Origin of the sequence: Stenotrophomonas sp. Nf1, assembly GCF_003028475.1 — a bacterium.
Taxonomy (GTDB): Bacteria; Pseudomonadota; Gammaproteobacteria; order Xanthomonadales; family Xanthomonadaceae; genus Stenotrophomonas.
This window is the reverse complement of the sequence record NZ_PYTV01000003.1, coordinates 384,452-408,518: the sequence shown is the minus strand read 5'-3', so window position 1 is coordinate 408,518 and position 24,067 is coordinate 384,452. Positions and strand designations below refer to the sequence as shown.

Genomic DNA, 24,067 nt, shown 5'->3' with positions numbered 1-24,067 from the left:
ACAAAGAAGGACTGACAGTCGCCCCATGGCCGTTAACCCCGGGTCCGCCACGGGTGAACGTACGGGCAAAAGCAGGCTCGGGTATGCTTGCCGCATGCGAGTCGAGCCCACCGACATCGAAGCCCTGTTCGACGCCATCCCGGACGTGCTGTTCTTCATGAAGGACCGCCAGGGGCGTTACACCCACGTCAACCAGACCATGCTGCGGCGGCTGGGCCTGCGCGCGCGCAAGGACGTGATCGGGCGTACCGCGGCGGAGATCTACCCGACCGGGTTGAGCGCGGACTACGTGGACCAGGACGCCCGCGTGCTGTCCGGCGAGGTCATCGAGAACCTGATGGAACTGCATCTGTTCGCCAACCGCGAACCGGGCTGGTGCCTGACCTGCAAGCGTCCGCTGGTGGTCGATGGGGCCATCGAGGGCCTGATCGGCATTTCCCGCGACCTCGGCCAGAAGGACAGCCTGGGCAGCCAGTACGAGCAGCTGCGGCTGGCTCTGGCCCATCTCAACGCGCACTACGCCGAGAACGTGCGCATGCAGACCCTGCTGGACATCACCGGCTTTTCGCTGTCCAAGCTGGAGCGCAGCTTCCGCAAGGTATTCCAGATGACCCCGCAGCAGGTGCTGACCCGGCTGCGGATCCAGATGGCCATGCACCTGCTGCATGGCGACGACAGCATCGCCTGCATCGGCCAGGCCTGCGGTTTCAGCGACCAGAGCGCCTTCACCCGCAAGTTCAAGGCTGAAACCGGTTTCTCGCCGCGCGCCTACCGGGCCCGTATCGGTGGCAACGTCGGCGAGCCTGCGCTGGCCTGAGCCACCTGCTGCGCTGCGCCTATCCGTGCAGGCGCGGGACAGGGTAAGGTGTCGCCCCTGTAGCCGCCGCCAGCCCCGCCGATGCCCAATTCGACTCCGACCGCTTCACCGTCCCGCCTCGGGCATTCGCTCAAGCCGCGCCAGCTGATCATGATGGGGCTGGGCAGCGCCATCGGCGCCGGCCTGTTCCTCGGCTCGGGCGTGGGGGTGCAGGCGGCCGGTCCGGCGGTATTGGTCTCCTACCTGGTCGCCGGCGCGCTGGTGATCATCGTGATGAACGCCCTGGGCGAGATGGCGGCGGCCAAACCCACCAGCGGCGCGTTCTCGGTGTATGCCGCCGATGCCATGGGCGCCACTGCGGGCGCCACCGTCGGCTGGTTGTGGTGGGTGCAGCTGGTGATCGTGATCGCCGCCGAGGCGGTGGGGGCGGCCGGGCTGCTGGCCACCGTCTGGCCGGCCATACCGGTGCCGATGGCGGCGCTGGCCTTCATGCTGTTCTTCACCGCCATCAACCTGCTCGGGGTGAAGAACTTCGGCGAGTTCGAATTCTGGTTCGCCATCCTCAAGGTGGTGGCGATCCTGGCCTTCATTGCCATCGGCGTGGCGCTGCTGATGGGCTGGCTGCCGCAGGTCACCTCACCGGGCCTGAGCAACTTCACCGAACACGGCGGTTTCGCGCCGAAGGGCCTGGCCGGTATCGGCGCGGCGCTGCTGGTGGTGGTGTTCGCCTTCGGCGGCACCGAGATCGTGGCGGTGGCGGCGGCCGAAACCGAAGACCCCGAACGCAGCATCGCCCGTGCCATCCGCACTGTGGCCTGGCGCATCCTGGTGTTCTACATCGGCTCGCTGAGCGTGATCATCGCGGTGGTGCCGTGGACCAGCGAGGCGCTGAAGTCGCCGTTCGCCGCCGTGCTGGATATCGCCCGCATCCCGGGCGCCGGTACCGCCATCACACTGATTGCGGTGATCGCGCTGCTGTCGGCGCTCAACGCCAACCTCTACGGCGCTTCGCGCATGATGTATTCGCTGGCGCAGCGCCGCGAAGCACCGGCGGTGCTGGGCTGGACCGATCCGCGCCAGGTGCCGGTGATTGCCGTGCTGGCCAGCGTGCTGTTCGGTTTCGCCGCCACCGTGATGGAACTGCTGTTCCCGGACCGGGTGCTGCCGGTCCTGCTCAACATCGTCGGTTCCACCTGCCTGCTGGTGTGGACGCTGTCGCTGGTCTCGCAGCTGGTGCTGCGCCGCCGTGCCGACCGCCTGGGCACCCGCCTGCCGTTCCGCATGGCCGGCTTCCCGTGGCTGACGGTGTGCGCGCTGGGCATCCTGGCGCTGATCTTCGGCCTGCTGCTGAGCGAGGCCCACACCCGCCTGCAGTTCCTGTCGATGGTGGCGCTGACCGCCACGATCGCTGCGGGCAGCGCCATCGCCCGGCGCATGCGCGAGGCGTGACGAGGCTGCCGGCCAGCGGCCGGCACTACCACGGGGGCTGCACATCGGCCGTGCGATGCTGATCGCGTAGGCCGTCATCGGCCCGTCGACCGGGAGTACCGCATGCTGCGCAGCCGTCCGTTCCTGATGTTCACCGGCCAGGCCGAGGCCGCTCTGGCCCTGTACGCCGAGGCCTTTGCCGATTTCCGCCTGCTGGCCCTGCAACGCCACCCGGAGGGGCCCGGTGCCGGCGTGCCCGGGCAGGTGCGCCAGGCGATCTTCCTGCTCGGTGGCACCCACTACCTGTGCTTCGACAGCCTGGATGTGCACGACTTCACTTTCAGCCCGTCGATCTCATTGTTCGTCGAGTGCTCCGGCGCCGAACAGTTCGAACGCGCCGCGCGCGTGCTGGGCGAGGGCGGGCACTGGCTGATGCCGGTGGGCGACTACGATTTCAGCAACCGCTATGGCTGGGTGCAGGACCGCTACGGCGTGTCGTGGCAGCTGAGCCTGGGACAGATGCCGGACCCGTGATCGATTTTTTGTGGGTGTGGACCTTGGTCCACACGCCCTTATGAAAACGGCCCGCTCGCGCGGGCCGTTTTCATTTCCGACGGGTCGAAGGATTACGCCTCGACTTCATCATCCTTGTAGGCATCGACCGGGATGCAGGCGCACATCACGTTCTTGTCGCCGTAGACGTTGTCCACACGTGCCACCGGCGGCCAGTACTTGCTCTGCTTCAGGCTGGCCAGCGGGAAGGCGGCCAGTTCGCGCGGGTAGGCGTGGGTCCACTCGCTGGCGGTCACTGCGGTGGCAGTGTGCGGCGCGTTCTTCAGCGGGTTGTCCTCGCGGTCCAGGCGGCCGTCTTCGATCGCGCTGATTTCCTCGCGGATCTGGATCATCGCGTCGATGAAGCGGTCCAGCTCGTGCAGCGATTCGCTCTCGGTCGGCTCGACCATCAGCGTGCCGGCCACCGGGAAGCTCAGGGTCGGGGCGTGGAAGCCGAAGTCGATCAGGCGCTTGGCCACGTCTTCGGCGCCGATGCCGCTGGTCTTCTCCAGCGGGCGCACGTCCAGGATGCACTCATGCGCGACCAGACCGTTGCGGCCGGTGTACAGGGTCTTGAAGTGCGGGGCCAGGCGCTTGGCGATGTAGTTGGCATTGAGCTGCGCGACCTGGGTGGCCTTGCGCAGGCCTTCGCTGCCCATCATGGCGATGTACATCCAGCTGATCGGCAGGATCGAGGCGCTGCCGAAGCTGGCCGCGCTGACCATGCCGACCGGGCCGTTGTCACCCAGCTTGCCCGGCAGGAACGGTGCCAGGTGCTCCTTGACCGCGCACGGGCCGACGCCCGGGCCGCCGCCGCCATGCGGAATGCAGAAGGTCTTGTGCAGGTTCAGGTGCGAAACGTCCGAACCCCACTTGCCCGGCTTGGCCACGCCGACCAGGGCGTTCATGTTGGCGCCGTCGGTGTACACCTGGCCGCCGTGCTGGTGGATGATCTCGCAGATCTCGACCACTTCTTCCTCGAACACGCCGTGCGTGGACGGGTAGGTGATCATGATCGCGGCCAGACGGTCGCTGTACTTCTCGGCGTTGACGCGGATGTCTTCGACATCGACGTTGCCGTTGGCATCGGTCTTGGTGACCACCACCTTCATGCCGCACATCTGTGCCGAAGCCGGGTTGGTGCCGTGCGCCGAATCCGGAATCAGGCAGATATCGCGGTGGCCTTCGCCGCGCGAGCGGTGGTAGGCGCGGATCGCCAGCAGGCCGGCGTACTCGCCCTGCGCGCCGGAGTTCGGCTGCAGGCTCACCGCGTCGTAGCCGGTGCATTCGACCAGCATCGCTTCCAGCGTATCGATCAGTTCCTTGTAGCCCAGCGCCTGGTCGGCCGGCACCAGCGGATGGATCTGCGAGAACTCCGGCCAGGTCACCGGGATCATCTCGGCGGTGGCGTTGAGCTTCATGGTGCACGAACCCAGCGGGATCATCGTGCGGTCCATCGCCAGGTCCTTGTCGGCCAGCGAACGCAGATAGCGCAGCAGTTCGTGCTCGCTGTGGTGGGTGTTGAACACCGGGTGGGTCAGGAACGCGGACTGGCGCAGCAGGCCGGCCGGCAGTGCATCGGCGGTGCTGGCATCGAGCGCGTCGACGTCAGCCTGGGCACCGAACACCGCAGCCAGCGCAACCACGTCGGCGCGGGTGGTGGTTTCGTCCAGGCTGATGCCGACCGAGTCGCTGTCGATCGCGCGCAGGTTGTAGCCGGCGGCGCGCGCCTTGGCATGGATCTCATCGGCATGCACGCCGGTGATGTGCAGGGTGTCGAAGAAGTCGCCACCGACCTGCACGCCGGCATTGCGCAGCGCCGTGGCCAGGATCGAGGCCAGGCGGTGGGTGCGGCGGGCGATGCGGGTCAGGCCGTCCGGGCCGTGGTAGACGGCATACATCGAGGCCATCACCGCCAGCAGCACCTGCGCGGTGCAGATGTTGGAGGTGGCCTTCTCGCGGCGGATGTGCTGCTCGCGGGTCTGCAGGGTCAGGCGGTAGGCCGGGTTGCCCTGCGCGTCGATCGACACGCCGATCAGGCGGCCCGGCATCGAGCGCTTGTAGGCGTCACGGCAGGCCATGAAGGCGGCGTGCGGGCCACCGAAGCCGAACGGCACGCCGAAACGCTGGCTGTTGCCGACTACGATGTCCGCACCCCATTCGCCCGGGGCGGCCAGCAGGGTCAGCGCCAGCAGGTCGGTGGCCACGGCCACCAGGCCGCCGCGTGCGTGCACGGCATCAACCAGCGCCTTGTAGTCGCCGACCTGGCCGAAGGTGTCCGGGTACTGCAGCAGCAGGCCGAACGCTTCCGCTTCCAGCGCTTCGGCCGGAGTGCCGACGCGCAGCACGATGCCCATCGGCTCGGCGCGCGTGCGCAGCAGTTCCAGGGTCTGCGGGTGCACGGCGTCGTGCACGAAGAAGGTGTCCGACTTCGACTTGGCCGAACGCTTGGCCAGGGTCATCGCTTCGGCGGCGGCGGTGGCTTCGTCCAGCAGCGAGGCGTTGGCGATCTCCATGCCGGTCAGGTCGGCGCACAGGGTCTGGAAGTTGATCAGCGCTTCCATGCGGCCCTGCGAGATTTCCGCCTGGTACGGGGTGTAGGCGGTGTACCAGGCCGGGTTTTCCAGGATGTTGCGCAGGATCACGTTCGGCGTGTGGGTACCGTAGTAGCCCTGGCCGATGAAGCTGCGCAGCACGGTGTTCTTGTCGGCGATCGCACGGATCTTCGCCAGTGCCTGCACTTCGGTCATCGACTGCGGCAGTGCCAGTGGCGCCGGCGACTTGATCTTGGCCGGCACGATGGCATCGGTCATCGCATCCAGCGACGCGTGGCCGACGACGTCGAGCATCTGCGCGATCTCGGCATCGTTGGGGCCGATGTGGCGCTCGACGAACGCGGAATGATGCTCGAGCTCACGCAGGGAAGGGGTGTTCTGGGACATGGCGAAGGATCCGTCAGGAAAGGGCACACGCACGGGCACAAGCCGCCGGTCGGCGGTCTGCGGGGCGCCCCTCTGTCCTTTTGCCTGAGAGTTTAAAAGCGCGGCTGGCCGCAGCTTCGTGCCCCTTCGGCGCCGGATCGAACCGGTCTCTCCAGAGTTGTGTTACGGGTGGTATCGGGCCTGAGCGATTACGGGCGTTGCGCCTTCGGCAGCGGTGTTCCGCTTCTCCCACCGTGTTGCCCGCCGATTATAGCCCGTTGCGGGCCCGCCGGCGGCCGCCGGTCGGTGCGGCCGGGCCTGAATGGCCGATGGCCCGGTCGTGCGTTTTGTGCAGCGCTGCATGGCATCGCGTGCAATCCCCACCTATGATGGCCGTATTCTCGTATTCATCTGGCGCCGTCCCTGCCGCAAGGGGACCGGCGCCGGCCGTGCGTGCCGCGCATGGCCCTGCCGGACACTTTTTCCATGACCGCCGCTGTTGCTCCTTCCACCCGCCGCATGGCCCTGCTGCTCGCCGGCCTGGCCATGTTCGGTCCGTTCTCGATCGACACCATTTTCCCGGCCTTCCCGCAGCTGGCCCAGCGCCTGGCGGTGGACGAGGTGGCGGTGCAGCAGACCATCAGCGTGTACCTGCTGTTCTACGGCCTGATGAGCCTGGCGCACGGCCCGCTGTCCGACGCCTGGGGGCGCAAGCGGGTGATCCTCGGTGGCCTGGTGGTGTTCGTCGGCGCCTCGGTCGGTTGCGCGCTCTCCACCGACCTGAGCACGCTGCTGGCCTTCCGCGCGCTGCAGGGCCTGTCGGCGGGCGTGGGCATGATCGTCGGCCGCGCGGTGATCCGCGACCTGTACCACGGTCATGACGCGCAGCGGCTGATGAGTCAGGTGTCGATGCTGTTCGGCATCGCGCCAGCGATCGCGCCGATCATCGGTGGCTGGATCCTGCTCAGCGGCGCCGGCTGGCCGCTGATCTTCTGGTTCCTGGTGGTGTTCGGGCTGGTGCTGCTGGCGGCCACCGCGCGCTACCTGCCGGAAACCCATCCGGTCGAGGCACGCGTACCGTTGTCGCCGCGCGTGCTGCTGCGCGATTACGTGCGCATCGGCTTCAATCCGCGCTTCCTGCGCTTGGCGCTGGCCGGCAGCATCGGTTTCGGCGGCATCTTCCTGTACATCTCCTCGGCGCCGGTGTTCGTGATGCAGCACCTGCATCTGGGCGAGGGCGGCTTCGCCTGGCTGTTCATTCCCACCATTGGTGGCATGACCACCGGCTCGTTCCTGTCCGGGCGCATGGCCGGCCACACCACGCCGACGCGCCAGGTCGCCATCGGTTTTGGCCTGTGCGCGCTGTCGGTGCTGCTCAACGTCGGCTATGTGGCACTGGCGCCGCAGTTCGTGCTGCCGTGGGCGGTGCTGCCGATCTTCCTGGGTGGCATGGGCATGGCGTTGATCTTCCCGATCCTGGCGCTGGCGGTGCTGGACATGTACCCGCACCAGCGTGGCCTGGCCTCGTCGCTGCAGGCCTTCGTGCAGCTGATGATCAGCACCGTGGTGGCCGGCGTGGTGTCGCCGCTGCTCAGTGCCAGCCCGCTGCACTTGGCATTGGGTCAGGCCGCGTTCTTCGCCGCCGGCTTCGTGTTCTGGTACTGGGAACACCAGCGTGAACGCGCGGCACAGGCAGCCTGCACGGGCCATTGAGCAGCGCGCAGGGGTAGGGCGGGCCGTGATGCCCGCAACGCTTGCGACGACCGGTGACCGGACTAGGCTGGGGACTCCAGCCAGCCAGTGCGTGGATGCACGACCGCCAGCCGATCCGATGTCGTCGCATGAGGTTCCCCCATGGCTGCGCAGCAGACCTACCGCCTGTTCGAGGTGGCGCTGAAGGAGCGCCGCGTTCTTTCCCCTTCCCTGGACCGCATGGTGTTCACCGGTGCCGACGTGGCGCGGATGAAGACCGAAGGCCCGGACCAGCGCATCAAGGTGTTCTTCCCCTTGCCCGGCCAGGACCTACCGCAGGTGCCCAGCGGCGAGGACTGGTATCCGCGCTACCGGGCGTTGCCGGACGATCAGCGCCCGCCGATGCGGACCTACACCATCCGCCAGCTGCGCGCGGAACAGGGCGAGGTAGACGTGGATTTCGTCCTGCATGGCGAGACCGGGCCGGCTTCGCGCTGGGCCATCCACGCCCGCCCGGGCGACCGCGTGGTGCTGCTGGCCCCCGATGCCGACTGTGCCGACAGCAGCGAGGGCTGGGAATGGAAGCCACCGGCGGGTGTCGGCCAGGTGCTGCTGGTGGCCGATGAAACCGCGCTGCCGGCGGTGGCCGGCATCCTCGAGGAACTGGCCGCGCTGGCCGATCCGCCGCGCACGCTGGCGCTGCTGGAGGTCGCCCAGGCCGGCGATGCGGTACCGCTGAAGGCGCCGGCCACGGCCGAGCTGGTCTGGTTGCCGCGTGGTCAGGCGGCCCACGGCCAGCCGCTGCTGCACGCGGTCCAGGCCCGGCTGGCGGCGGCCTCGGCGGTGTCCGCCGGTGACGATCTGGAGGACATCGATGTGGATGCGCAGATCCTGTGGGAACAGGCCGACGCCAGCGTGGCGGGGCCGCTGTATGCGTGGGTGGCGGGCGAGGCGGGGGCGGTGATGGCGATCCGTCGCCATCTGGTCCGCGACTGCGGCCTGGACCGTCGTGCGATCACCTTCATGGGCTACTGGCGGCACGGCAAAGTGCTGGACTGAGCGGGTGTGAAACGGTCAGGCGGGCGGGGTGCGCTATCCTTGCGCCCCCCTTCGCAGCGGTACCGCACCATGTCCACCAGCTCCAAGACCCGCCGCGACCAGCGCCGTCGCCAGGAAAAGCAGGCCGCTAACAAGGCCGCCGCGCAGGCCTCGCCGGTGGAGCCGCATGCCGAACTGCGCGATGCACAGCGCACCCTGCTGGCCGGGGTCGTGCGCCGCGACGGCGAATGGGTGCTGGGCATGGATGGCCGCATTGCCGGCCACAGCGAGAGCGCTGCGCAGGTACTGGCGCTGATCATGCAGGCCGGTGAACTGCACGAACGCAAGGGCACGCCGGTGCGCCTGATGTATTCGGACGCGTTGCGCGATGCCGCACAGGCGGAGGCGAAGGAGAAGGGCCAGACCTTCGAGGAGTTCAAGGCCGAGCTGGCCGCGGCGATGGCGGCGAAGAAGAACAGCTGACCCACCTCGCGGTAGTGCCGGCCGCTGGCCGGCTGCCTGACGATCATCTATCTCGCGCTTGCCGGCCAGCGGCCGGCACTACCGGAAAGGGGCGGATCCTTGCGGATCCGCCCCTTCTTTCATTTCGCCGCCGGCGCTGCGTTGGCCTGCCAGCCGCACATCTGGCCTTCGTTCTGCTGCTTCAGCCACTCGTTGACCGGGGTGAAGTACTCGATCATCGGGCCGGCATCGAGCTTGTCGGTGCCGGTCAGTTCCTTCAGCGTGGCCTGCCATGGCTGGCTGGCACCCTTGCTCAGCATCGCCCAGTACTTCTGGCCGGCTTCCTTGTTGCCGTAGAAGGTGCACTCATGCAGCGGTCCCTTGTAGCCGGACGCGTCGCACAGGCCCTTGTAGAACTGGAACTGCAGGATGCGCGCCAGGAAGTAGCGGGTGTACGGGGTGTTGCCTGGCACGTGGTACTTCGCGCCCGGGTCGAAGAATTCTTCGCCACGGGTGCTGGCCGGGGCCACGCCCTGGTACTTGGCCTTCAGGTCCCACCAGGCCTTGTTGTAGTTGTCGGCAGTGATCGAACCGTCGAACACGCCCCAGCGCCAGCGATCGATCATCAGCCCGAACGGCAGGAACGACACGCCCGACAGCGCCATGCGCATCTGGTTGTTGATCACCGCCTCACGGCTTTCGGTCGGTGCGTCGACCAGACCGATCGAGCTGAGGTACTTGGGCGTCATCGCCAGCACGATGGTGTCGCCGATCGCTTCGTGGAAGCCATCGTTGGCACCGCCCTGGAACAGCGGCGGCAGCGGGTTGTAGGCCAGGTCGTAATAGATGTGGCCCAGCTCGTGGTAGATGGTGGTGAAGTTTTCTTCGTTGGGCTTGATGCACATCTTGGTGCGCACGTCGCCTTCCATGTTCATGTCCCAGGCGCTGGCGTGGCAGACCACGTCGCGGTCATCGGGCTTGATGAACTGGGTCTTGTCCCAGTACGACTGCGGCAGCGACGGCATGCCCAGCGACACGTAGAAGTCCTGCGCGCGCTCGGTCATCTGCTTGGCGGTACGCAGTTCGGCCTCGCGCTGTGCCTTGTACTGCGCGGCGACGTTGGCGTCCTTGCCGGCCTTGGCCAGCGCGGCGCTCAGGTTGGTCTGGTACTGCTTCTCAAGCGCGGCGGTGATGTCCAGGCTGCCTGCGCCCGGGTACGGTTCCAGCTGGTCCCACAGGTTCGACCAGTCCTGCTGCCACATGTTGCCGAGCAGGTGCGCGGCAATCAGGCCGTTGCCCACTTCGGCCTTGTCCTTGCCGTAGGTCTTGTCCAGCTTGCCGCGTGCGTAGCAGTGCAGCTGCTCGTACATCGGCTTGACCTGATCCCACAGGCGGTCGGTTTCCGGACCGATCTGCTCCGGCGGCATGTCGTAGCCACTGCGCCACATCTGCCCGGCATCGGTGAAGCCCATGCCCTTGGCGCCTTCGTTCACCAGGCTGACGAAGGTCTGGTAGTCGCCGCGCATGCTCTTTGTGGTGCTGTGCCAGCCCTGCCAGGCATCGAGCTGCTTGTCGTAGTCGCGGCTGCGCGCCAGCACCTGCTCCAGTTCGCCCAGCTGGCGGCAGGAGTTCGGATCGTTGGCGTCGGTGCAGTACTTGCCGGCACCGTAGCTGCCTTCCATGCGGGTGGCGATCTGGGTCAGCTGGGCCAGCTTGGCCGGGTCGCGCGGCGCCGGCATCGAGGACATCAGCTTCAGCAGGTGAATCGCGCGCTTGCTGTCCTCGCTCATCGGCTTGCCATCGAACCTGGCGGCCTGTTCGATCCAGCTGTTGAGCTGGGTCAGCGAGCGCTCGTTGGCCTTGGCCGCGATGCGTTCCGAATCACTGTTGATGTAGGTGGAGGACAGCCACTGGGCCGAGGTCATCTCCGGGTAGGCGGCCTTGAATTCGGCATTGATGCGGGCCACGAACTGGTCGGCGGTTTCGCCGGCCGGGGTGCTGCTGCTGGCGGTGTCGGTGCCTGGAGTGGGTTCCTTCTTGCAGGCGACCAGGGCCAGCGTGGCGGTGGCGATTGCCGAGGCCAGCAGGAGATGACGGTGTTTCACGGGCGGTCCTTGGGTGGTGAACGACGGCCGAAGGCTAGTGGGCAGCCGCTGCCACCGCAAGTGGCGGAAGTCGGCCGGGCCGCGCCCGGCACCCGCAGAGGCCGGAGCACAAGCAAGAGCAACAGCGTGCTATCCGTGGGATGGCGGGGCGGTGTGGGCTTGCAGGACACGCCGTAAACCCATCCATGGGGGCTCGATGGCGCCATCCATGGCGCCAACGGTCCTGCAAGCCCACACCGCCCCACCTCTGACAGATTCCGGCGGCTGTTGGTAGGTGTCGACCTTGGTCGACACATCTGTCAGGTATCGAAAATCAGAATGGGGTCAGATCCGTTTTCCTTTGGAAAACGGATCTGACCCCATCGGCATTCCCAACAGCTCGCGGAAAACCGTCGAAGGCGGGGTGGGTCCGGTGGCGGGAGTGTCCGCGGCATGGATGCCGCGGCCAAGCCCCCATGGATGGGTTTACGGCGTCTCCCGCCACCGGACCCACCCCGCCTACCCACAGGAAGCCAGCTTCTGCTGTTGCTTCGGCCGTTGCCTCTGCAGGTGCAGGGCGGCAAGCCCTGCCGAACAACCCTCAACGCTCGCAGTTGGCGAACACGTCGCGGTCGCGTTCGTACAGCGACGTCTTCACCTGCATCAGCCCCAGCACCGACGGGAACAGGTTGTCGTGGTCGGTATACGCCGCCGAGCGCTTGCGCACGCACTGCAGATCCAGCCCACGACTGCTGGCAAAGCCGGGCGAGAACCACATCGTCATCGGCACCCGGGTCTGCTCGGCCGGGGCGATCGCATACGGCACACCGTGCAGGAACAGGCCCTTCTCGCCCAGCGACTCGCCGTGGTCGGACAGGTAGATCATCGCCGTGTCGTAATCCTGCATGCCCTGCAGCGTGCCGATGGTCTTGGTCAGGAAGTGATCGGTATACAGCACCGCGTTGTCGTAGCTGTTGGTGATCTCTTCGCGCGAGCAGCGGCCGATATCACGGGTGTCGCAGGTTGGCTTGAAGCGGGCGAAGGCGGCCGGGTAGCGCTCGAAATAGGCTGGGCCGTGGTTGCCCAGCTGGTGCAGCACCACCACCCGGTCACCGGGACGGGCGCGCACCTGGGTGGCCAGATCCTGCAGCAGGATCTCGTCCATGCAACGGCCATCCGCGCACAGGCCCGGCGTGGTCGCATCGGACAGCGACTGGAAATCCAGGTTCTCGCACACGCCCTTGCAGCCGGACTGGTTGTCACGCCACAGCGGCGAGATGCCGGCGCGGTTCAGTACGTGCAGCAGCGACTGGTGCGCACGGATCTTCTTCTCGTCGTAGTCGTGACGGCCCCACGGTGAGAACAGGCACGGCAGCGAGACCTCGGTGCTGGTGCCGCACGAGTGCATGTCCGGGAAATTGATCACACTGGCCTGGGCCAGCTCCGGCGTGGTGTTGCGGCCGCCATTGAGGCCCCAGTTTTGCGCACGCACGGTCTCGCCCATCACGATCACCAGCAGGCGCGGCTTGCTGGCCGGCGCACGCGGGGTGGCCTTGGCATCGGTGCCGATCGGCAGCTTCGGCGCGCGCTGCACCGGGTTGTCGCCACGCAGTGCGCGCGGCATGCCCAGCAGCACGTTGGCCGGTGTAGCCAGGTAACGCACTTCGCGCTGGTTGCGCATCAGCGCCGAGACGTCCTGGAACGAGATCAGCGCGCCGCCCACGGCGGTCACCGCTGCCACCACCAGGAAGCCGAGGCGCCACAGCAGACTACGGCCCCAGCTGCGTCGACGCAGCTGCACCCGCCACAGCACCGCCATCGGCAGCACCGCCAGCAGCAACACCGGCCATACCAGCGACACGGTCATCAGCTCGCGGCTTTCCTTGGGGTCGGTCGCCAGCACATTGCGCAGCATGTCCGCATCCAGGTAGATGTGGTAGCGGCTCATGTAGTGCGCGGCGAACGCGGTCACCAGCAGCAACAGGCTGATCACCACCTTGGCATTCCAGCGCCAGACCAGGATGCCGAGCAGCACGCCGTGCGCGCCCAGCAGCAACAGCAGCAGCGACAGTGCGTAGCGCAGGCTGCCCGGATGGCTGGCCATGGCGTTGTGCCAGAACAGCCCGTTGCCGGCGACCGCGAAGAACAGGCTGGTCAGCGCGATCAGTGCCTCAGTGGAAAGCTGCGGCCGCCAGCGGCGCAGGCCCGCCAATGCGGGAAGGCGGGCGGGGCGTTGGACCGATGCACTCATGCGTTTGCCTCCTGGCGGTGAGGACGGTCCGGCTGACGGTGGATCAGGACGCGTTTTACGATCAGGTACAGGCCCAGCGACAGCAGCCAACATATCAACGCGGTGGCAACGTCATGCGAAAGGAAATGGGCGCCCCGCAGCTGCTGACTGATGCCGAACACCAGGCCGGTGCTCAGGCCGATCCACAGCCCGACCCAGCGCCAGGACGGCCGCCACAGCAGCGCGAAGAAGTACAGGCAGAGCCAGGCGTAGCCGGCACTGGCATGGCCGGCCGGGAAACAGGCCTGCGCCGCCATGCCGGCAGGACGTGCGGTGAACAGACCGATGAAAGGCTGGTGGCCGCCGTAACGCAGCAGGTCCCAGGGGCATTCCATCGGCACCAGCGACTTCAGCAGGGAGATCACGCCGGTGCCCAGGGCCATGGCAATCACGACATAAAGCAGCGCCCAGCGCAGGGTGCGATCACGTCCTTTGCGCCAGTGGTGGAAGCACAGCAGGATCGCCACCAGCGCGGCGGCGGTGCTGAGCCATTTGCCGGCCTTGTGCACCATGGTGCGGGTGAGCCACGCATCCTGCAGCGCCCAGCGGCCCCCTTCGAGGCGGAACAGGTGATCGGCCACCCATTGGTCGCCGCCGAAACCCATCAGCAGGGTAAACACCGGCAGGGCGATCGCGACAGGCAGCCAGAGGTGAGTTACGGCAAATTTTGACGCCAGTGGCGATGTTGCAAGCGGCGCTACCGAATCAAGGGGACGGACGGGCATGCTGGGCAGGGGCGGTTCGGGAATCCGCGCCCATGCTCGTCACCGGCATGTCGGAGAAGGGTCGGACACGCGTTCGCGCCGGGTTAAGGATTGCCCGGCGCGTGCCAACGTTCAGTCTTCTTCGGCGTTCGCACCGGCCCGTTCGGCGTGGCACTGCGCGTCCCAGGCCGTACCGGGAAGCAGCTGCCAACGATTCCTGTTGGCAATACCGATATCGATCACCTTGGCCGGATCCACGCAGGGGCTCATCGCATCATCCAGCACCAGCAGCCAGCGCTTGTCAGGCGCCTCGGCCAGCCACGGGCCGGCGTCGTGCCATTGCTCGGCCCAGGGCCGCTTGAAACCGAACTCGCGTGCCGGGCGGTCGGCCTGCAGCAGGTTCTGCTCACGCCAGGCGACCAGCGCCAACTCGGCGTCCGGGCCGATCCGCGCACCGACCCGGCGCATCAACGCCGAGGCCGAGGCATAGGGGTCCAGCGCCGGGATCAGCACCAGGCCGTAGAGCATCCACAGCAGGCCGTGGGTCAGCAGCACCAGCGTCGCTGCACGACGCACCCGCAGCCAGACGATCAGGGTGGCCAGGGCGATGGCGAAGGTCAGCAGCCCATCGCCCAGTACCGGCAGCAGCGTGTCAGGCATCGCCCGCCGCTCCAGCTGCGCCAGCGCCCAGGGGTGCTCGGTCATCAGCATCACGCCCAGCGTGCCGGTGGCCAGCATCAGCATCACGCTGTAGCCGAACAGGTAGCGGCGTACGCACAGCCGGCGCAGCAGGCCGGGCAGCAGCGGCGCCACGGCCAGCGCCATCGCCGGCAGCATCGGCAGCAGGTACACCTCACGCTTGCCCGGGCTGGCGCTGAAGAACACCAGCACCAGCAGCGCCCAGCCCAACAGCAACCACTGGCGGCGGTCGCCACGGCGCAGGCGGCGCCACCAGGGCTTGAACAGCATCGGCAGCAGCAGGCTGCCAGGCAGCCACAGCGTGAGGATCACCTGCAGGTAGTACCAGGCCGGTTGGCGGTGGTGCCAGGCGTTGGCATAACGGGTGCCAGTCTGCTTGAACAACAGTTCATGCGCGTAGGCCTGCAGTTCGGCGCTGGGCGAGTGCAGCAGGGCCCAGCCCAGCGGCGCCAGCCACACACCTACGCCCAGCAGGAAGGCCGGGATCAGCCACAGCAGGGTGGCCGGATGCGGGCCCTCCACCGTGTAGCCGCGACGGCGCTGGTACAGACACCAGCCGAGCCACGGCAGCACCATCAACAGCGGCAGGAAGCCCACGCCCTTGGTGACCGTGCCGAGGCCGGCGGCGAAGCCGGCCAGCCACAGGGCCGGCAGGTTGCGACGCTCGCACAGGTGTCGCAACAGGCCCCACAGGGCCACGGTGGTCATGCCCACCAGCACCATGTCGATCTGCGCACGCTTGGCCATCAGCCCGAACTGCAGGGTGCAGAACAGCGCGGCCAGGGCATAGACCGCGTGTCGTGGCGACCACAGCCGGCGTGCCAGGTCCGATACCAGCCACAGGCTGAGCAGGGCGCCCAGCAGCGAGGGCAGCAGGAACGACCATTGCCAGCTGCCCACCACCTCGTAGGCGGCCGCCTGCAGCCACATGAACACCGGCGGCTTTTCCGCATACAGCTCGATGCCCCGGTGCGGCAGCAACCACTGGCCACTTTCGACCATGGTGCGGGCGGCCAGCACGAAGCGCGGCTCGTCCGGCGGCTGCGGTTGGCGCAGGCCGATACCGGCTGCCAGCGCAGCGATGATCAGCAGCCACAACAGGGGCAGGCGCCAGCGGTGGGGCAGGGCTACGGGCACGGCAGGCTCCGGGAGCAAAACGGCCACTCTGACGTGGCAGGGGTAGGAAAGGCGTCGGAACCGGCGCAGGGCGACCGCATTCCGACATGCGCAGCGCTACCATGGTACGAACTTCCGTGGATGTTTCGTGCATGCGTCTGTTGGTGATCGAGGACAACCGCCAGCTGGTGGCCAACCTGTTCGACTATTTCGAGTCGCGCGGGCACGTGCTGGACGTGGCCCCGGATGGCATCACCGGCCTGCACCTGGCCGGCAGTCATCCCTACGATGCGGTGATCCTGGACTGGATGCTGCCGCGCATGGAGGGCCCGGAGGTGCTGCGCCGGCTGCGCGCCGAGCATGCCTCGGAGGTGCCGGTGATCATGCTCACCGCGCGCGACGAACTGCCGGACAAGATCGCCGGTTTCCGCGCCGGCGCCGATGACTATCTGACCAAGCCGTTCGCCCTGCCGGAACTGGAAGTACGCCTGGAGGCGCTGCTGCTGCGCGCGCAGGGCCGCAACCCGCGCAAGCGCCTGCAGGTGGGCGACCTGGTGCTGGACCTGGCAACCCTGGAAGCCCAGCGGGGCGGCCAGGTGCTGCACTTGTACCCGGCCTGCCGCAAGTTGCTGGAAGTGCTGATGCGCGCCAGCCCCGGCGCGGTCACCCGCCAGCAGCTGGAATTCGCGCTGTGGGGGGACGAGCCGCCGGACGGCGATCTGCTGCGTTCGCATGTCTACGAGCTGCGCCGCAGTGTCGACGGTCCGTTCGGCGAGAAGCTGATCCATACCCTGCCGCGGGTCGGCTATCGCCTGGCCGAGGCCCCCCCCGGCGCCGCCGGCAAGGACGATGATGAAGGCGCGTAAGCCGGGGCCGCTGTATCGGCGCGTGGTGTGGTGGTTGCTGGGCTACCTGGCGCTGATTTCGCTGGCCGTGTTCAGTGTCGGCAACTATGTGCATGAGCATGCCGAGCACGCGGCCTGGCGCGCGCTGCTCAATTCCGAGCTGGACAGCATCGTCGAGCACGTCGAGCACGAGCCGCACTACCGCTGGCAGGATTCGGACACGCTCAGCCTGTACCGCTTCGATGCGGTCAACCTGCCTGACAGCCTGCGCACGCTGCATCCGGGGCTGCACGACGGGGTGATGATCAAGGGGCGGGAGACGGCGGTGATGGTGCGCGAGACCCGGTCCATGGGCCGCGTCGCGCTGGCGCTGGACATCTCCGACTTCCATGATCTGGAGCAGTTCGCCACGCGCTGGGTGATGCTGGCCGGGGTGATCATGATCTTCGTCACCGTGCTGATGGCGTCCTTCGGCATGGAGCGCATGGTGCGCCCGTTGAGCCTGCTGGCGCAGCGCATTGGTGCACTGCGCCCGGGCGTGCAGGGGCAGCGCATCGAGGTCGATCCGCGCGGCAGTTCCGAGCTGCATACCATCGCCGATGCGCTGAACGACTACCTGGATCGCAACGAGCAGTTTGTCGAGCGCGAGCGGGTGTTCATCAGCACCGCCAGCCACGAACTGCGCACGCCGATCGCGGTGATGACCGGTGCGGCCGAGCTGGCACTGGAACAGCCGGGCCTGCCCGAGCGCGCGCGCCAGCAGGTGCAGCGGGTGCTGCGTACCGCGCAGAGCGTGGAGCAGCTGATCGAGCTGCTGCTGGTGCTGGCACGTGATCCGGCGCGGCTGGCCGCGCGCGCCGAGCGCATCGCGTTGGACCAGCTGCTGCCGGAGATCGTCGATGACCATCGCCACCTGCTCGGCGACAAGGACCTGAGCATCGGCATCGACGCCGCGCCGGTGGATATCGTCGCGCCGCTGGCGGTGGTGCAGGCGGCCATCGGCAACCTGCTGCGCAATGCCATCGAGAACAGCGGGCGTGGCCATATCGAGCTGCGGCTGAGCGCGTCGGCGGTGCTGACCCTGCAGGATCCTGGGCATGGCATGAGCCCGGAGGAGATCGCCGCGATCCACGCGCGGATGGCCCGTGGCGAGCGCGCCGACCGTGGCGGCGGCATCGGCCTGGACCTGATCGCGCGGCTGTGCGAACACCTGGGCTGGACCCTGCAGCTGGACCCCTGCGAGCCGCGCGGCACGCGCGCCACCCTCGACTTCGGTGCTTCGCGCCCCGGCTGACCCGGGGTCGCCCCGGTAGATGCCAACTTTGGTTGGCATCCGTCGACCAAGGTCGACGCCTACCGGTAGATGCCAACCTGGGGTGGCATGCCGTACGCGTCACTGCCCGTTGGGTCGTGCCACATGCTGGTCGATCAGGATCACATTGCCATCCGGATCGGCCAGCTGCACATACCCGGTGCCCTGGCCGTCAGGGTCGGTGCGCACCGCCAGCTCGATGCCCCGGGCATCGAGTTCGGCCTGCAGTTCACGCACGTCCTGGAACTGGGGCAGTTCCTGCTTGTGCTGGTCCCAGCCCGGGTTGAAGGTCAGCAGGTTGCCCTCGAACATGCCCTGGAACAGGCCGATGACGATGCCGTTGTTGCGCATCACCAGCCAGTTCTGCGCCGGCTCGCCACCGGTCACCGAAAACCCGAGGGCTTCGTAGAAGTCACGGGAGGCCTGCAGGTCTTTGACCGAGAGACTGACCGAGAAGGCACCAAGCTGCATGGGACGGGCTCCAGGAAGGACAGCCGGCACTGCAGCATGACCCGGCGTGAAGACAATGTTAATCTCGAGGTGCGCCGCTTTATGCGGCGCTTTTTTTTCCCGCTCTTTCGATCGACAGAGGATCCCATGCCGACCGAACCCGCTACTGCCCTGATCAGCAACGACATCGTTGGCCTGGGCCTGATTGCCGCCACCCTGGCCCTGATCTTCTGGGCTGCCAGTGGCCCGACCCCCCTGCTGAAGAAGATCTTCGCCTGGGTGCCGGCGCTGCTGCTGTGCTACTTCATCCCGGCCATCTACAACACCGCCGGTGTCATCGATGGCCACAACACCTCGCTCTACAACCCTGTCGCGCGTGACGTGCTGCTGCCGGCCGCGCTGGTCCTGCTGACCCTGTCGATCGACCTCAAAGGGGTCATCAAGCTCGGCCCGAAGCTGCTGCTCGTGTTCTGCGCCGGTACCGCCGGCATCATGCTCGGCGCCATTGTCTCGTTCCAGCTGATGAAGCTGATCCATCCGGAAACCGTGGCCGGTGATACCTGGGCCGGCATGGCCGCATTGGCCGGCAGCTGGATCGGTGGCGGCGCCAACATGGTTGCGATGCGCGAAGTGTTCGGTACCGATGCGACCACGTTCGGCCAGTTCGCCGTGGTCGACGTGGCCTGCGCCAGCCTGTGGATGGCGATCCTGCTGTTCCTGGCCAACCGCGCGCAGCAGATCGATACCCGCAACGGGGCCGATACCCGTGCCATCGACGAGATGAAGGCGCGCATCAGTGCCTACGAGGCGCAGAACGCACGCATCCCCAGCATGACCGACCTGATGGTCATCGTCGGTGTGGCCCTGGGCGGTGTCGGACTGGCGCATGCGATCGCCGCGCCACTGTCGGGCTGGTTCAAGGCCAACGTCAGCTGGGCCAGCCAGTTCAGCCTGGACAGCCAGTTCGTGTGGGTGATCCTGCTGTCCACCGCGATGGGTCTGGGCCTGAGCTTCACCCGTGCGCGGCAGCTGGAAGCGGCCGGTGCCTCGCGGCTGGGCACGGTGTTCCTGTACTTCCTGATCGCCTGCATCGGCATGCAGATGAATCTGTTGTCGCTGCTGGATCGGCCGTGGCTGTTCCTGCTTGGTGCGATCTGGATGGCCACCCACGTACTGGTGCTGTGGATTGTCGCCAAGCTGCTGCGTGCACCGCTGTTCTTCTTCGCGATCGGTTCGCAGGGCAACATCGGTGCGGCGGCGTCGGCACCGGTGGTGGCGGCGGCGTTCCATCCGACGCTGGCGCCGGTGGGCGTATTGCTCGGCACGGTGGGCTATGCCACCGGTACCGGGCTGGCCTATGTCACCGGCCTGATCCTGAAGTGGATGGCCAACGGCTGAGTGGGGGGCGCCATGGCGGCGCTCGAAAAACAGGGGTCAGCTCCGTTTCCCGGAGGAAACGGAGCTGACCCCGGACTCAATGCGATAGCTGGCAGATTCCATCCACGCACGGTGTGGATCTACAACACGCCCGACTCAACAGCAGCGGCCGCCGTTGCGTCCGCCGTAGCGCGCTTCCTGGCGCTCGCGGAAGAACGTCTTGTAGTCCATCGGCTCCTGATCCGGATGCTTCTCCAGCATGTGCCGGACATAGTTGTCGTAATCAGGAATGCCACAGCACAGCCGTGCGGTCTGCACCAGGCGCCGCCAGATGCGGCGGTGCGCCTGGTACTGTCCAACGGGAACCAGTTGCGTGCTCATCACAGATCCACCATTTCATGCGGCTTCAGCGCCACGTACGGGGTCTCGCGGTCGCTGCGCTGCGGGTTGCGGCGAGCGGCCAGGATGGTCTTGATCGCATATACCAGCACCGAGGCCACCACCAGCAGGAACAGCGCGGTCAGGCCGGTGTTGACGTAGGCGTTGACCACGATCTGCTGCATCTGTGCCACCGACTTGGCCGGTGCGGTGATGGTGTCGCTGGCGATGGCGGCCTGGAACTTGTGCGCCTGTGCCAGGAAGCCCTGCGCCGGGTTGCTGTCGAAGATCTTGATGAAGCCGGCGTAGGTGGTGCAGATCAGCAGCCAGATGGCCGGCACCGCCGTCACCCATGCGTAGCGGTCACGCTTCATCTTGAACAGCACCACGGTACCGAGCATCAACGCGATGCCGGCCAGCATCTGGTTGGAGATGCCGAACAGCGGCCACAGCGTCTGGATGCCGCCGAACGGGTCAACCACGCCGGTGTACAGCAGGTAGCCCCACAGCGCCACGCAGCCGGCGGTGCCGATGATGTTGGCGGTCCACGATTCGGTCTTCTTCAGCGCCGGCACGAAGTTGCCCAGCAGGTCCTGCAGCATGAAGCGGCCGGCACGGGTACCGGCGTCCACCGCAGTCAGGATGAACAGCGCTTCGAACAGGATCGCGAAGTGGTACCAGAACGCCATCATCGCGTCGCTGCCACTGGGAATCGCTTCATGCAGGATCTGCGCGATGCCCACCGCCAGCGTGGGCGCACCACCGGCACGATGCAGGATGGTCGGTTCACCAATCGCCGCTGCCGTTGCAGTCAACTGCTCGGGGGTGATGGTGAAGCCCCAGGTGTTGGTGATGTAGTGCGCGGCCGATGCGGCATCGGCACCGATCACCGCGGCGGGGCTGTTCATGGCGAAGTAGATGCCCGGATCGATGATCGAGGCCGCCACCAGTGCCATCACCGCCACGAACGATTCCATCAGCATGCCGCCGTAGCCGATGTAGCGCATGTGCGCTTCATTGGCCAGCAGCTTCGGCGTGGTGCCCGAGGAAATCAATGCGTGGAAACCAGACACCGCACCACAGGCGATGGTGATGAACAGGAACGGGAACATGCCGCCCTTCCACACCGGGCCATCGCCGCTGGCGGCGAACTGGGTCAGTGCCGGCATCTTCAGTTCCGGCATCACCACCAGGATGCCGATCGCCAGGGCGATGATGGTGCCGATCTTCAGGAAGGTCGACAGGTAGTCGCGCGGGGCCAGCAGCAGCCACACCGGCAGCACCGAGGCGACGAAGCCGTAGCCGATCAGCATCCAGGTGATCTGGGTGCCGGTGAAGGTGAACGCCGGGCCCCACACCGGATCGGCGGCGACCTTGCCGCCGTACCAGATCGCAGCCAGCAGCAGGATCAGGCCGACCACCGAGATCTCGCCGATCTTGCCGGGGCGGATGTAACGCATGTACACGCCCATCAGGATCGCGATGGGCATCGTCGCGATCACCGTGAACATGCCCCACGGGCTTTCGGCCAGCGCCTTGACCACCACCATCGCCAGCACCGCCAGGATGATGATCATGATCAGGAATGCGCCGAACAAAGCGATCGTTCCGGGCACCTGGCCCATCTCCTCGCGCACCAGGTCACCCAGCGAGCGGCCGTTGCGGCGGCTGGACAGGAACAGGACCACGAAGTCCTGCACCGCACCGGCCAGCACCACGCCCACCACCAGCCACAGCAGGCCGGGCAGGTAGCCCATCTGCGCGGCCAGCACCGGCCCGACCAGCGGGCCAGCGCCGGCGATGGCGGCGAAGTGGTGGCCGAACAGCACGTGCTTGTTGGTGGGCACGTAGTCCAGGCCATCGTTGTTGATCACCGCCGGGGTGGCCCGGGTCGGATCGAGCTGCATCACCTTGTTGGCGATGAACAGGCTGTAGAAGCGGTAGGCCACCAGATACAACGACACCGCGGCGACGACGATCCACAGCGCATTGATGTGTTCGCCACGGCGCAGGGCCACGGTGCCCAGACAGAACGCGCCGAGCAGCGCGAGTGCGGCCCAGCCTATTTTGGAAAACCCTTTCATGAGGTGCTCTCTCCCGGAAAGACAGGCAAAGAGTCCCGCGTGCCCCTGGCAGGGTCAATGTGCACGGGACCATTCTGCGGTAGTACTTTGGTCGTACGCAGGTTGCGTGGATGTGTGCGCCGGTGCGGGCCTGCGCCCTGCGTGCGCCGGACATGACGCGCGGCGAACACCGGCAATGGAACAATCGGTTGCGGCGCCGTCCATTGGCCAGACGCGGTATGGCGTCCATCTTCACTGGCATCCATCCAACAGGAGTCGCCATGAGCCTTCCCGAACCGGCGCGCGTGCTGCGCACCATCCGTGGCATGCCCACCTCCGACGGTGCCGGCGTGCGCCTGACCCGTGTCATCGGCGGCCCGACGCTGCCCGACCTGGACCCGTTCCTGCTGCTCGACGAATTCGGCACCGACCGCGCCGAGGACTACATCGCCGGCTTCCCGGAACATCCGCACCGGGGCTTTGAGACCGTCACCTACATGCTCGACGGGCGCATGCGCCATCGCGACAACCACGGCAACGAAGGGCTGTTGACCCCGGGCAGCGTGCAGTGGATGACCGCCGGCCGCGGCTTGGTGCATTCGGAGATGCCCGAGCAGGAAAGCGGGCAGATGCGCGGTTTCCAGCTGTGGGTGAACCTGCCGGCGAAGGAAAAAATGACCGACCCGAAGTACCAGGAATTCGCGCCCGAGCGCATTCCGGTGGTACGGCCGGAAACCGGCGTGGAAGTGAAGGTGATCGCCGGCACGGTCGACGGTACCCGTGGGCCGATCGTGCAGCCGGCCACCGACCCGTTGTACCTGGACATCACCCTGGCGCCCGATCGCGCCTGGACGTACCCGTTGCCGGACGGCCACAACGCGTTCGCCTATGTGTTCGAAGGGGCACTGACGGTGGGCGAGCAGGATGCCGCGCGCGATGTCGCCCGCCAGGAGCTGGCGGTGCTCGGCGGCGGCGAGCAGCTGCATCTGTCGGCCGGCAGCGAAGGTGCGAGGCTGATCCTGGTGGCGGGTCGTCCGTTGCGCGAGCCGGTGATGCGGCACGGTCCGTTCGTGATGAACACGCGGCAGGAACTGATGCAGGCCTTCGTTGATTTCCAGGAAGGCAAGTTCTGAGGGATTGCGCCGGGCCATGCCCGGCGAAAGAAACCGGTAGCGCCGGGCCATGCCCGGCGGACGTCCCGCGTGTTGGAGGCTGCGGGGACGCTGCCAGGCAGTCATCCCCGCCACCTTCAGCGACCGGCTGCCACGGCCGACGGGGTCAGGCTCATGCCCTGCGCCAGCTGCTGCAGCGAGCCCAGTTCCTGCGCGCTGTCCGGATACAGCGAAATCTGCGCGTAACGCCCTTTGTCGAGCTTGACCACGCTGATGCGGCGCTCGGCGTAGCCGGGCGGCTGCTGGCCGCCCAGATCGGGCTGATACCAGTACAGCGATTCACCGCCGAAGCTGCCTTTTTCCTGGCGCAGCGAACGGTTCAGTGGGATGGCCGGGTCACGTGTGCTGAGCATCAGGCTCAGTACTTCACGGCCCTCTGCGGTGGCGGCGCGGCAGACCAGGAAATCGGCCTGCGCCTGCTGCTGCCATTGCAGGCCGCTGCTGGCCGGCAGCGAAGGGCATTCGGTGGGCGCCTGTGCGGCGGCCTGGGCCGCAGCGAACAGCAGGCTCGACAACACGACAGGCACGAACTTCATGCATCCCCCAAGGTGACGAGTAGGTTGGCTCGGCCCCCTGTGACCGGCGGCCTTGGCATCCCATCCCCGGATGCCGCCCCGCCCGGCATGTGCACGGGCGGTCAACTCAACCTTAACGGAACGTGAGCGAT

At 67.1% G+C, this 24,067-nt stretch carries 19 protein-coding genes and 1 riboswitch; of the genes, 10 read left to right on the top strand and 9 right to left on the bottom strand.

The features are described 5' to 3' along the window. The first annotated feature begins 94 nt into the window (after window positions 1-94). From C9412_RS08430 to C9412_RS08420, 3 genes are all read left to right on the top strand, one after another. Window positions 95-817 carry an AraC family transcriptional regulator gene (locus C9412_RS08430; RefSeq protein WP_107231198.1) on the top strand — a complete coding sequence of 241 codons (723 nt, stop codon included), beginning with the start codon at window positions 95-97 and terminating at the stop codon, window positions 815-817. 81 nt (window positions 818-898) lie between these two features. Beyond that, entirely contained in the window at window positions 899-2,266 is a 1,368-nt protein-coding gene (locus tag C9412_RS08425; protein ID WP_107231197.1) for an amino acid permease, read from the top strand. A gap of 102 nt (window positions 2,267-2,368) precedes the next feature. Further along, on the top strand, window positions 2,369-2,779 hold the full coding sequence (locus C9412_RS08420; protein WP_107231196.1) for a VOC family protein: 411 nt from the start codon (window positions 2,369-2,371) through the stop codon (window positions 2,777-2,779). A gap of 92 nt (window positions 2,780-2,871) precedes the next feature. On the opposite strand, the gene gcvP is transcribed toward C9412_RS08420, so the two are convergent. Then, the gene (gene gcvP / locus C9412_RS08415) at window positions 2,872-5,739 is read right to left on the bottom strand and encodes an aminomethyl-transferring glycine dehydrogenase (protein ID WP_107231195.1); all 2,868 of its coding nucleotides are present in this window, start codon (window positions 5,737-5,739) and stop codon (window positions 2,872-2,874) included. Window positions 5,740-5,801: 62 nt separating this feature from the next. Continuing rightward, a riboswitch (glycine riboswitch) is annotated at window positions 5,802-5,904 on the bottom strand. Window positions 5,905-6,204: 300 nt separating this feature from the next. On the opposite strand from gcvP, the gene C9412_RS08410 reads away from it, so the two are divergent. The 3 genes from C9412_RS08410 to C9412_RS08400 all read left to right on the top strand — a co-directional run bounded on the left by C9412_RS08410 (window position 6,205) and on the right by C9412_RS08400 (window position 8,931). Continuing rightward, window positions 6,205-7,431 (top strand): multidrug effflux MFS transporter, encoded by a 1,227-nt coding sequence (locus tag C9412_RS08410; RefSeq protein ID WP_107231194.1) that lies wholly within the window; start codon window positions 6,205-6,207, stop codon window positions 7,429-7,431. A 141-nt stretch (window positions 7,432-7,572) separates the two neighbouring features. Further along, window positions 7,573-8,469 (top strand): siderophore-interacting protein, encoded by an 897-nt coding sequence (locus tag C9412_RS08405; RefSeq protein WP_107231193.1) that lies wholly within the window; start codon window positions 7,573-7,575, stop codon window positions 8,467-8,469. 69 nt (window positions 8,470-8,538) lie between these two features. After that, on the top strand, window positions 8,539-8,931 hold the full coding sequence (locus tag C9412_RS08400) for a hypothetical protein (protein WP_014038106.1): 393 nt from the start codon (window positions 8,539-8,541) through the stop codon (window positions 8,929-8,931). A gap of 119 nt (window positions 8,932-9,050) precedes the next feature. Here C9412_RS08400 and C9412_RS08395 read toward each other — a convergent pair whose 3' ends face one another. From C9412_RS08395 to C9412_RS08380, 4 genes are all read right to left on the bottom strand, one after another. After that, complete coding sequence (locus C9412_RS08395) at window positions 9,051-11,015, bottom strand: M2 family metallopeptidase (RefSeq protein WP_107231192.1); 1,965 nt, start codon at window positions 11,013-11,015, stop codon at window positions 9,051-9,053. A 580-nt stretch (window positions 11,016-11,595) separates the two neighbouring features. Further along, a complete protein-coding gene (locus tag C9412_RS08390; RefSeq protein ID WP_107231191.1) occupies window positions 11,596-13,245 on the bottom strand; it encodes a phosphoethanolamine--lipid A transferase in 1,650 nt (549 codons plus the stop codon). Then, entirely contained in the window at window positions 13,242-14,009 is a 768-nt protein-coding gene (locus tag C9412_RS08385) for a phosphatase PAP2 family protein (protein WP_107231190.1), read from the bottom strand. Before C9412_RS08385 ends, C9412_RS08390 begins: the two co-directional genes overlap by 4 nt. 111 nt (window positions 14,010-14,120) lie before the next feature. Further along, on the bottom strand, window positions 14,121-15,824 hold the full coding sequence (locus tag C9412_RS08380; protein ID WP_107231189.1) for a glycosyltransferase family 39 protein: 1,704 nt from the start codon (window positions 15,822-15,824) through the stop codon (window positions 14,121-14,123). Window positions 15,825-15,955: 131 nt separating this feature from the next. Between C9412_RS08380 and C9412_RS08375 the strand changes: the two genes are divergently transcribed. Then, window positions 15,956-16,669, top strand: coding sequence for a response regulator transcription factor (locus C9412_RS08375; RefSeq protein ID WP_107231188.1), 714 nt, complete (start codon window positions 15,956-15,958; stop codon window positions 16,667-16,669). Next, the gene (locus tag C9412_RS08370; RefSeq protein WP_107231187.1) at window positions 16,656-17,942 is read left to right on the top strand and encodes a HAMP domain-containing sensor histidine kinase; all 1,287 of its coding nucleotides are present in this window, start codon (window positions 16,656-16,658) and stop codon (window positions 17,940-17,942) included. The genes C9412_RS08375 and C9412_RS08370 overlap by 14 nt, the downstream gene beginning before the upstream one ends. Window positions 17,943-18,041: 99 nt before the next feature. Here the strand turns inward: C9412_RS08370 and C9412_RS08365 are convergent, their stop codons facing one another. After that, window positions 18,042-18,431, bottom strand: coding sequence for a VOC family protein (locus C9412_RS08365; RefSeq protein ID WP_107231186.1), 390 nt, complete (start codon window positions 18,429-18,431; stop codon window positions 18,042-18,044). Between the two features lie 126 nt (window positions 18,432-18,557). Here C9412_RS08365 and C9412_RS08360 point away from each other — a divergent pair, with 126 nt between their 5' ends. After that, entirely contained in the window at window positions 18,558-19,808 is a 1,251-nt protein-coding gene (locus tag C9412_RS08360) for a DUF819 family protein (RefSeq protein WP_107231185.1), read from the top strand. Window positions 19,809-19,943: 135 nt separating this feature from the next. Here C9412_RS08360 and C9412_RS08355 read toward each other — a convergent pair whose 3' ends face one another. Next, entirely contained in the window at window positions 19,944-20,168 is a 225-nt protein-coding gene (locus tag C9412_RS08355) for a CstA-like transporter-associated (seleno)protein (RefSeq protein ID WP_049467479.1), read from the bottom strand. Further along, window positions 20,168-22,249, bottom strand: coding sequence for a carbon starvation CstA family protein (locus C9412_RS08350; protein ID WP_107231184.1), 2,082 nt, complete (start codon window positions 22,247-22,249; stop codon window positions 20,168-20,170). The genes C9412_RS08355 and C9412_RS08350 overlap by 1 nt, the downstream gene beginning before the upstream one ends. A 260-nt stretch (window positions 22,250-22,509) precedes the next feature. Between C9412_RS08350 and C9412_RS08340 the strand changes: the two genes are divergently transcribed. Beyond that, window positions 22,510-23,361: a pirin family protein gene (locus tag C9412_RS08340; protein WP_107231182.1), complete on the top strand. Its 852-nt coding sequence runs from the start codon at window positions 22,510-22,512 to the stop codon at window positions 23,359-23,361. A gap of 116 nt (window positions 23,362-23,477) precedes the next feature. Here the strand turns inward: C9412_RS08340 and C9412_RS08335 are convergent, their stop codons facing one another. Continuing rightward, window positions 23,478-23,936 (bottom strand): hypothetical protein, encoded by a 459-nt coding sequence (locus C9412_RS08335; RefSeq protein ID WP_107231181.1) that lies wholly within the window; start codon window positions 23,934-23,936, stop codon window positions 23,478-23,480. Window positions 23,937-24,067: the final 131 nt, after the last annotated feature.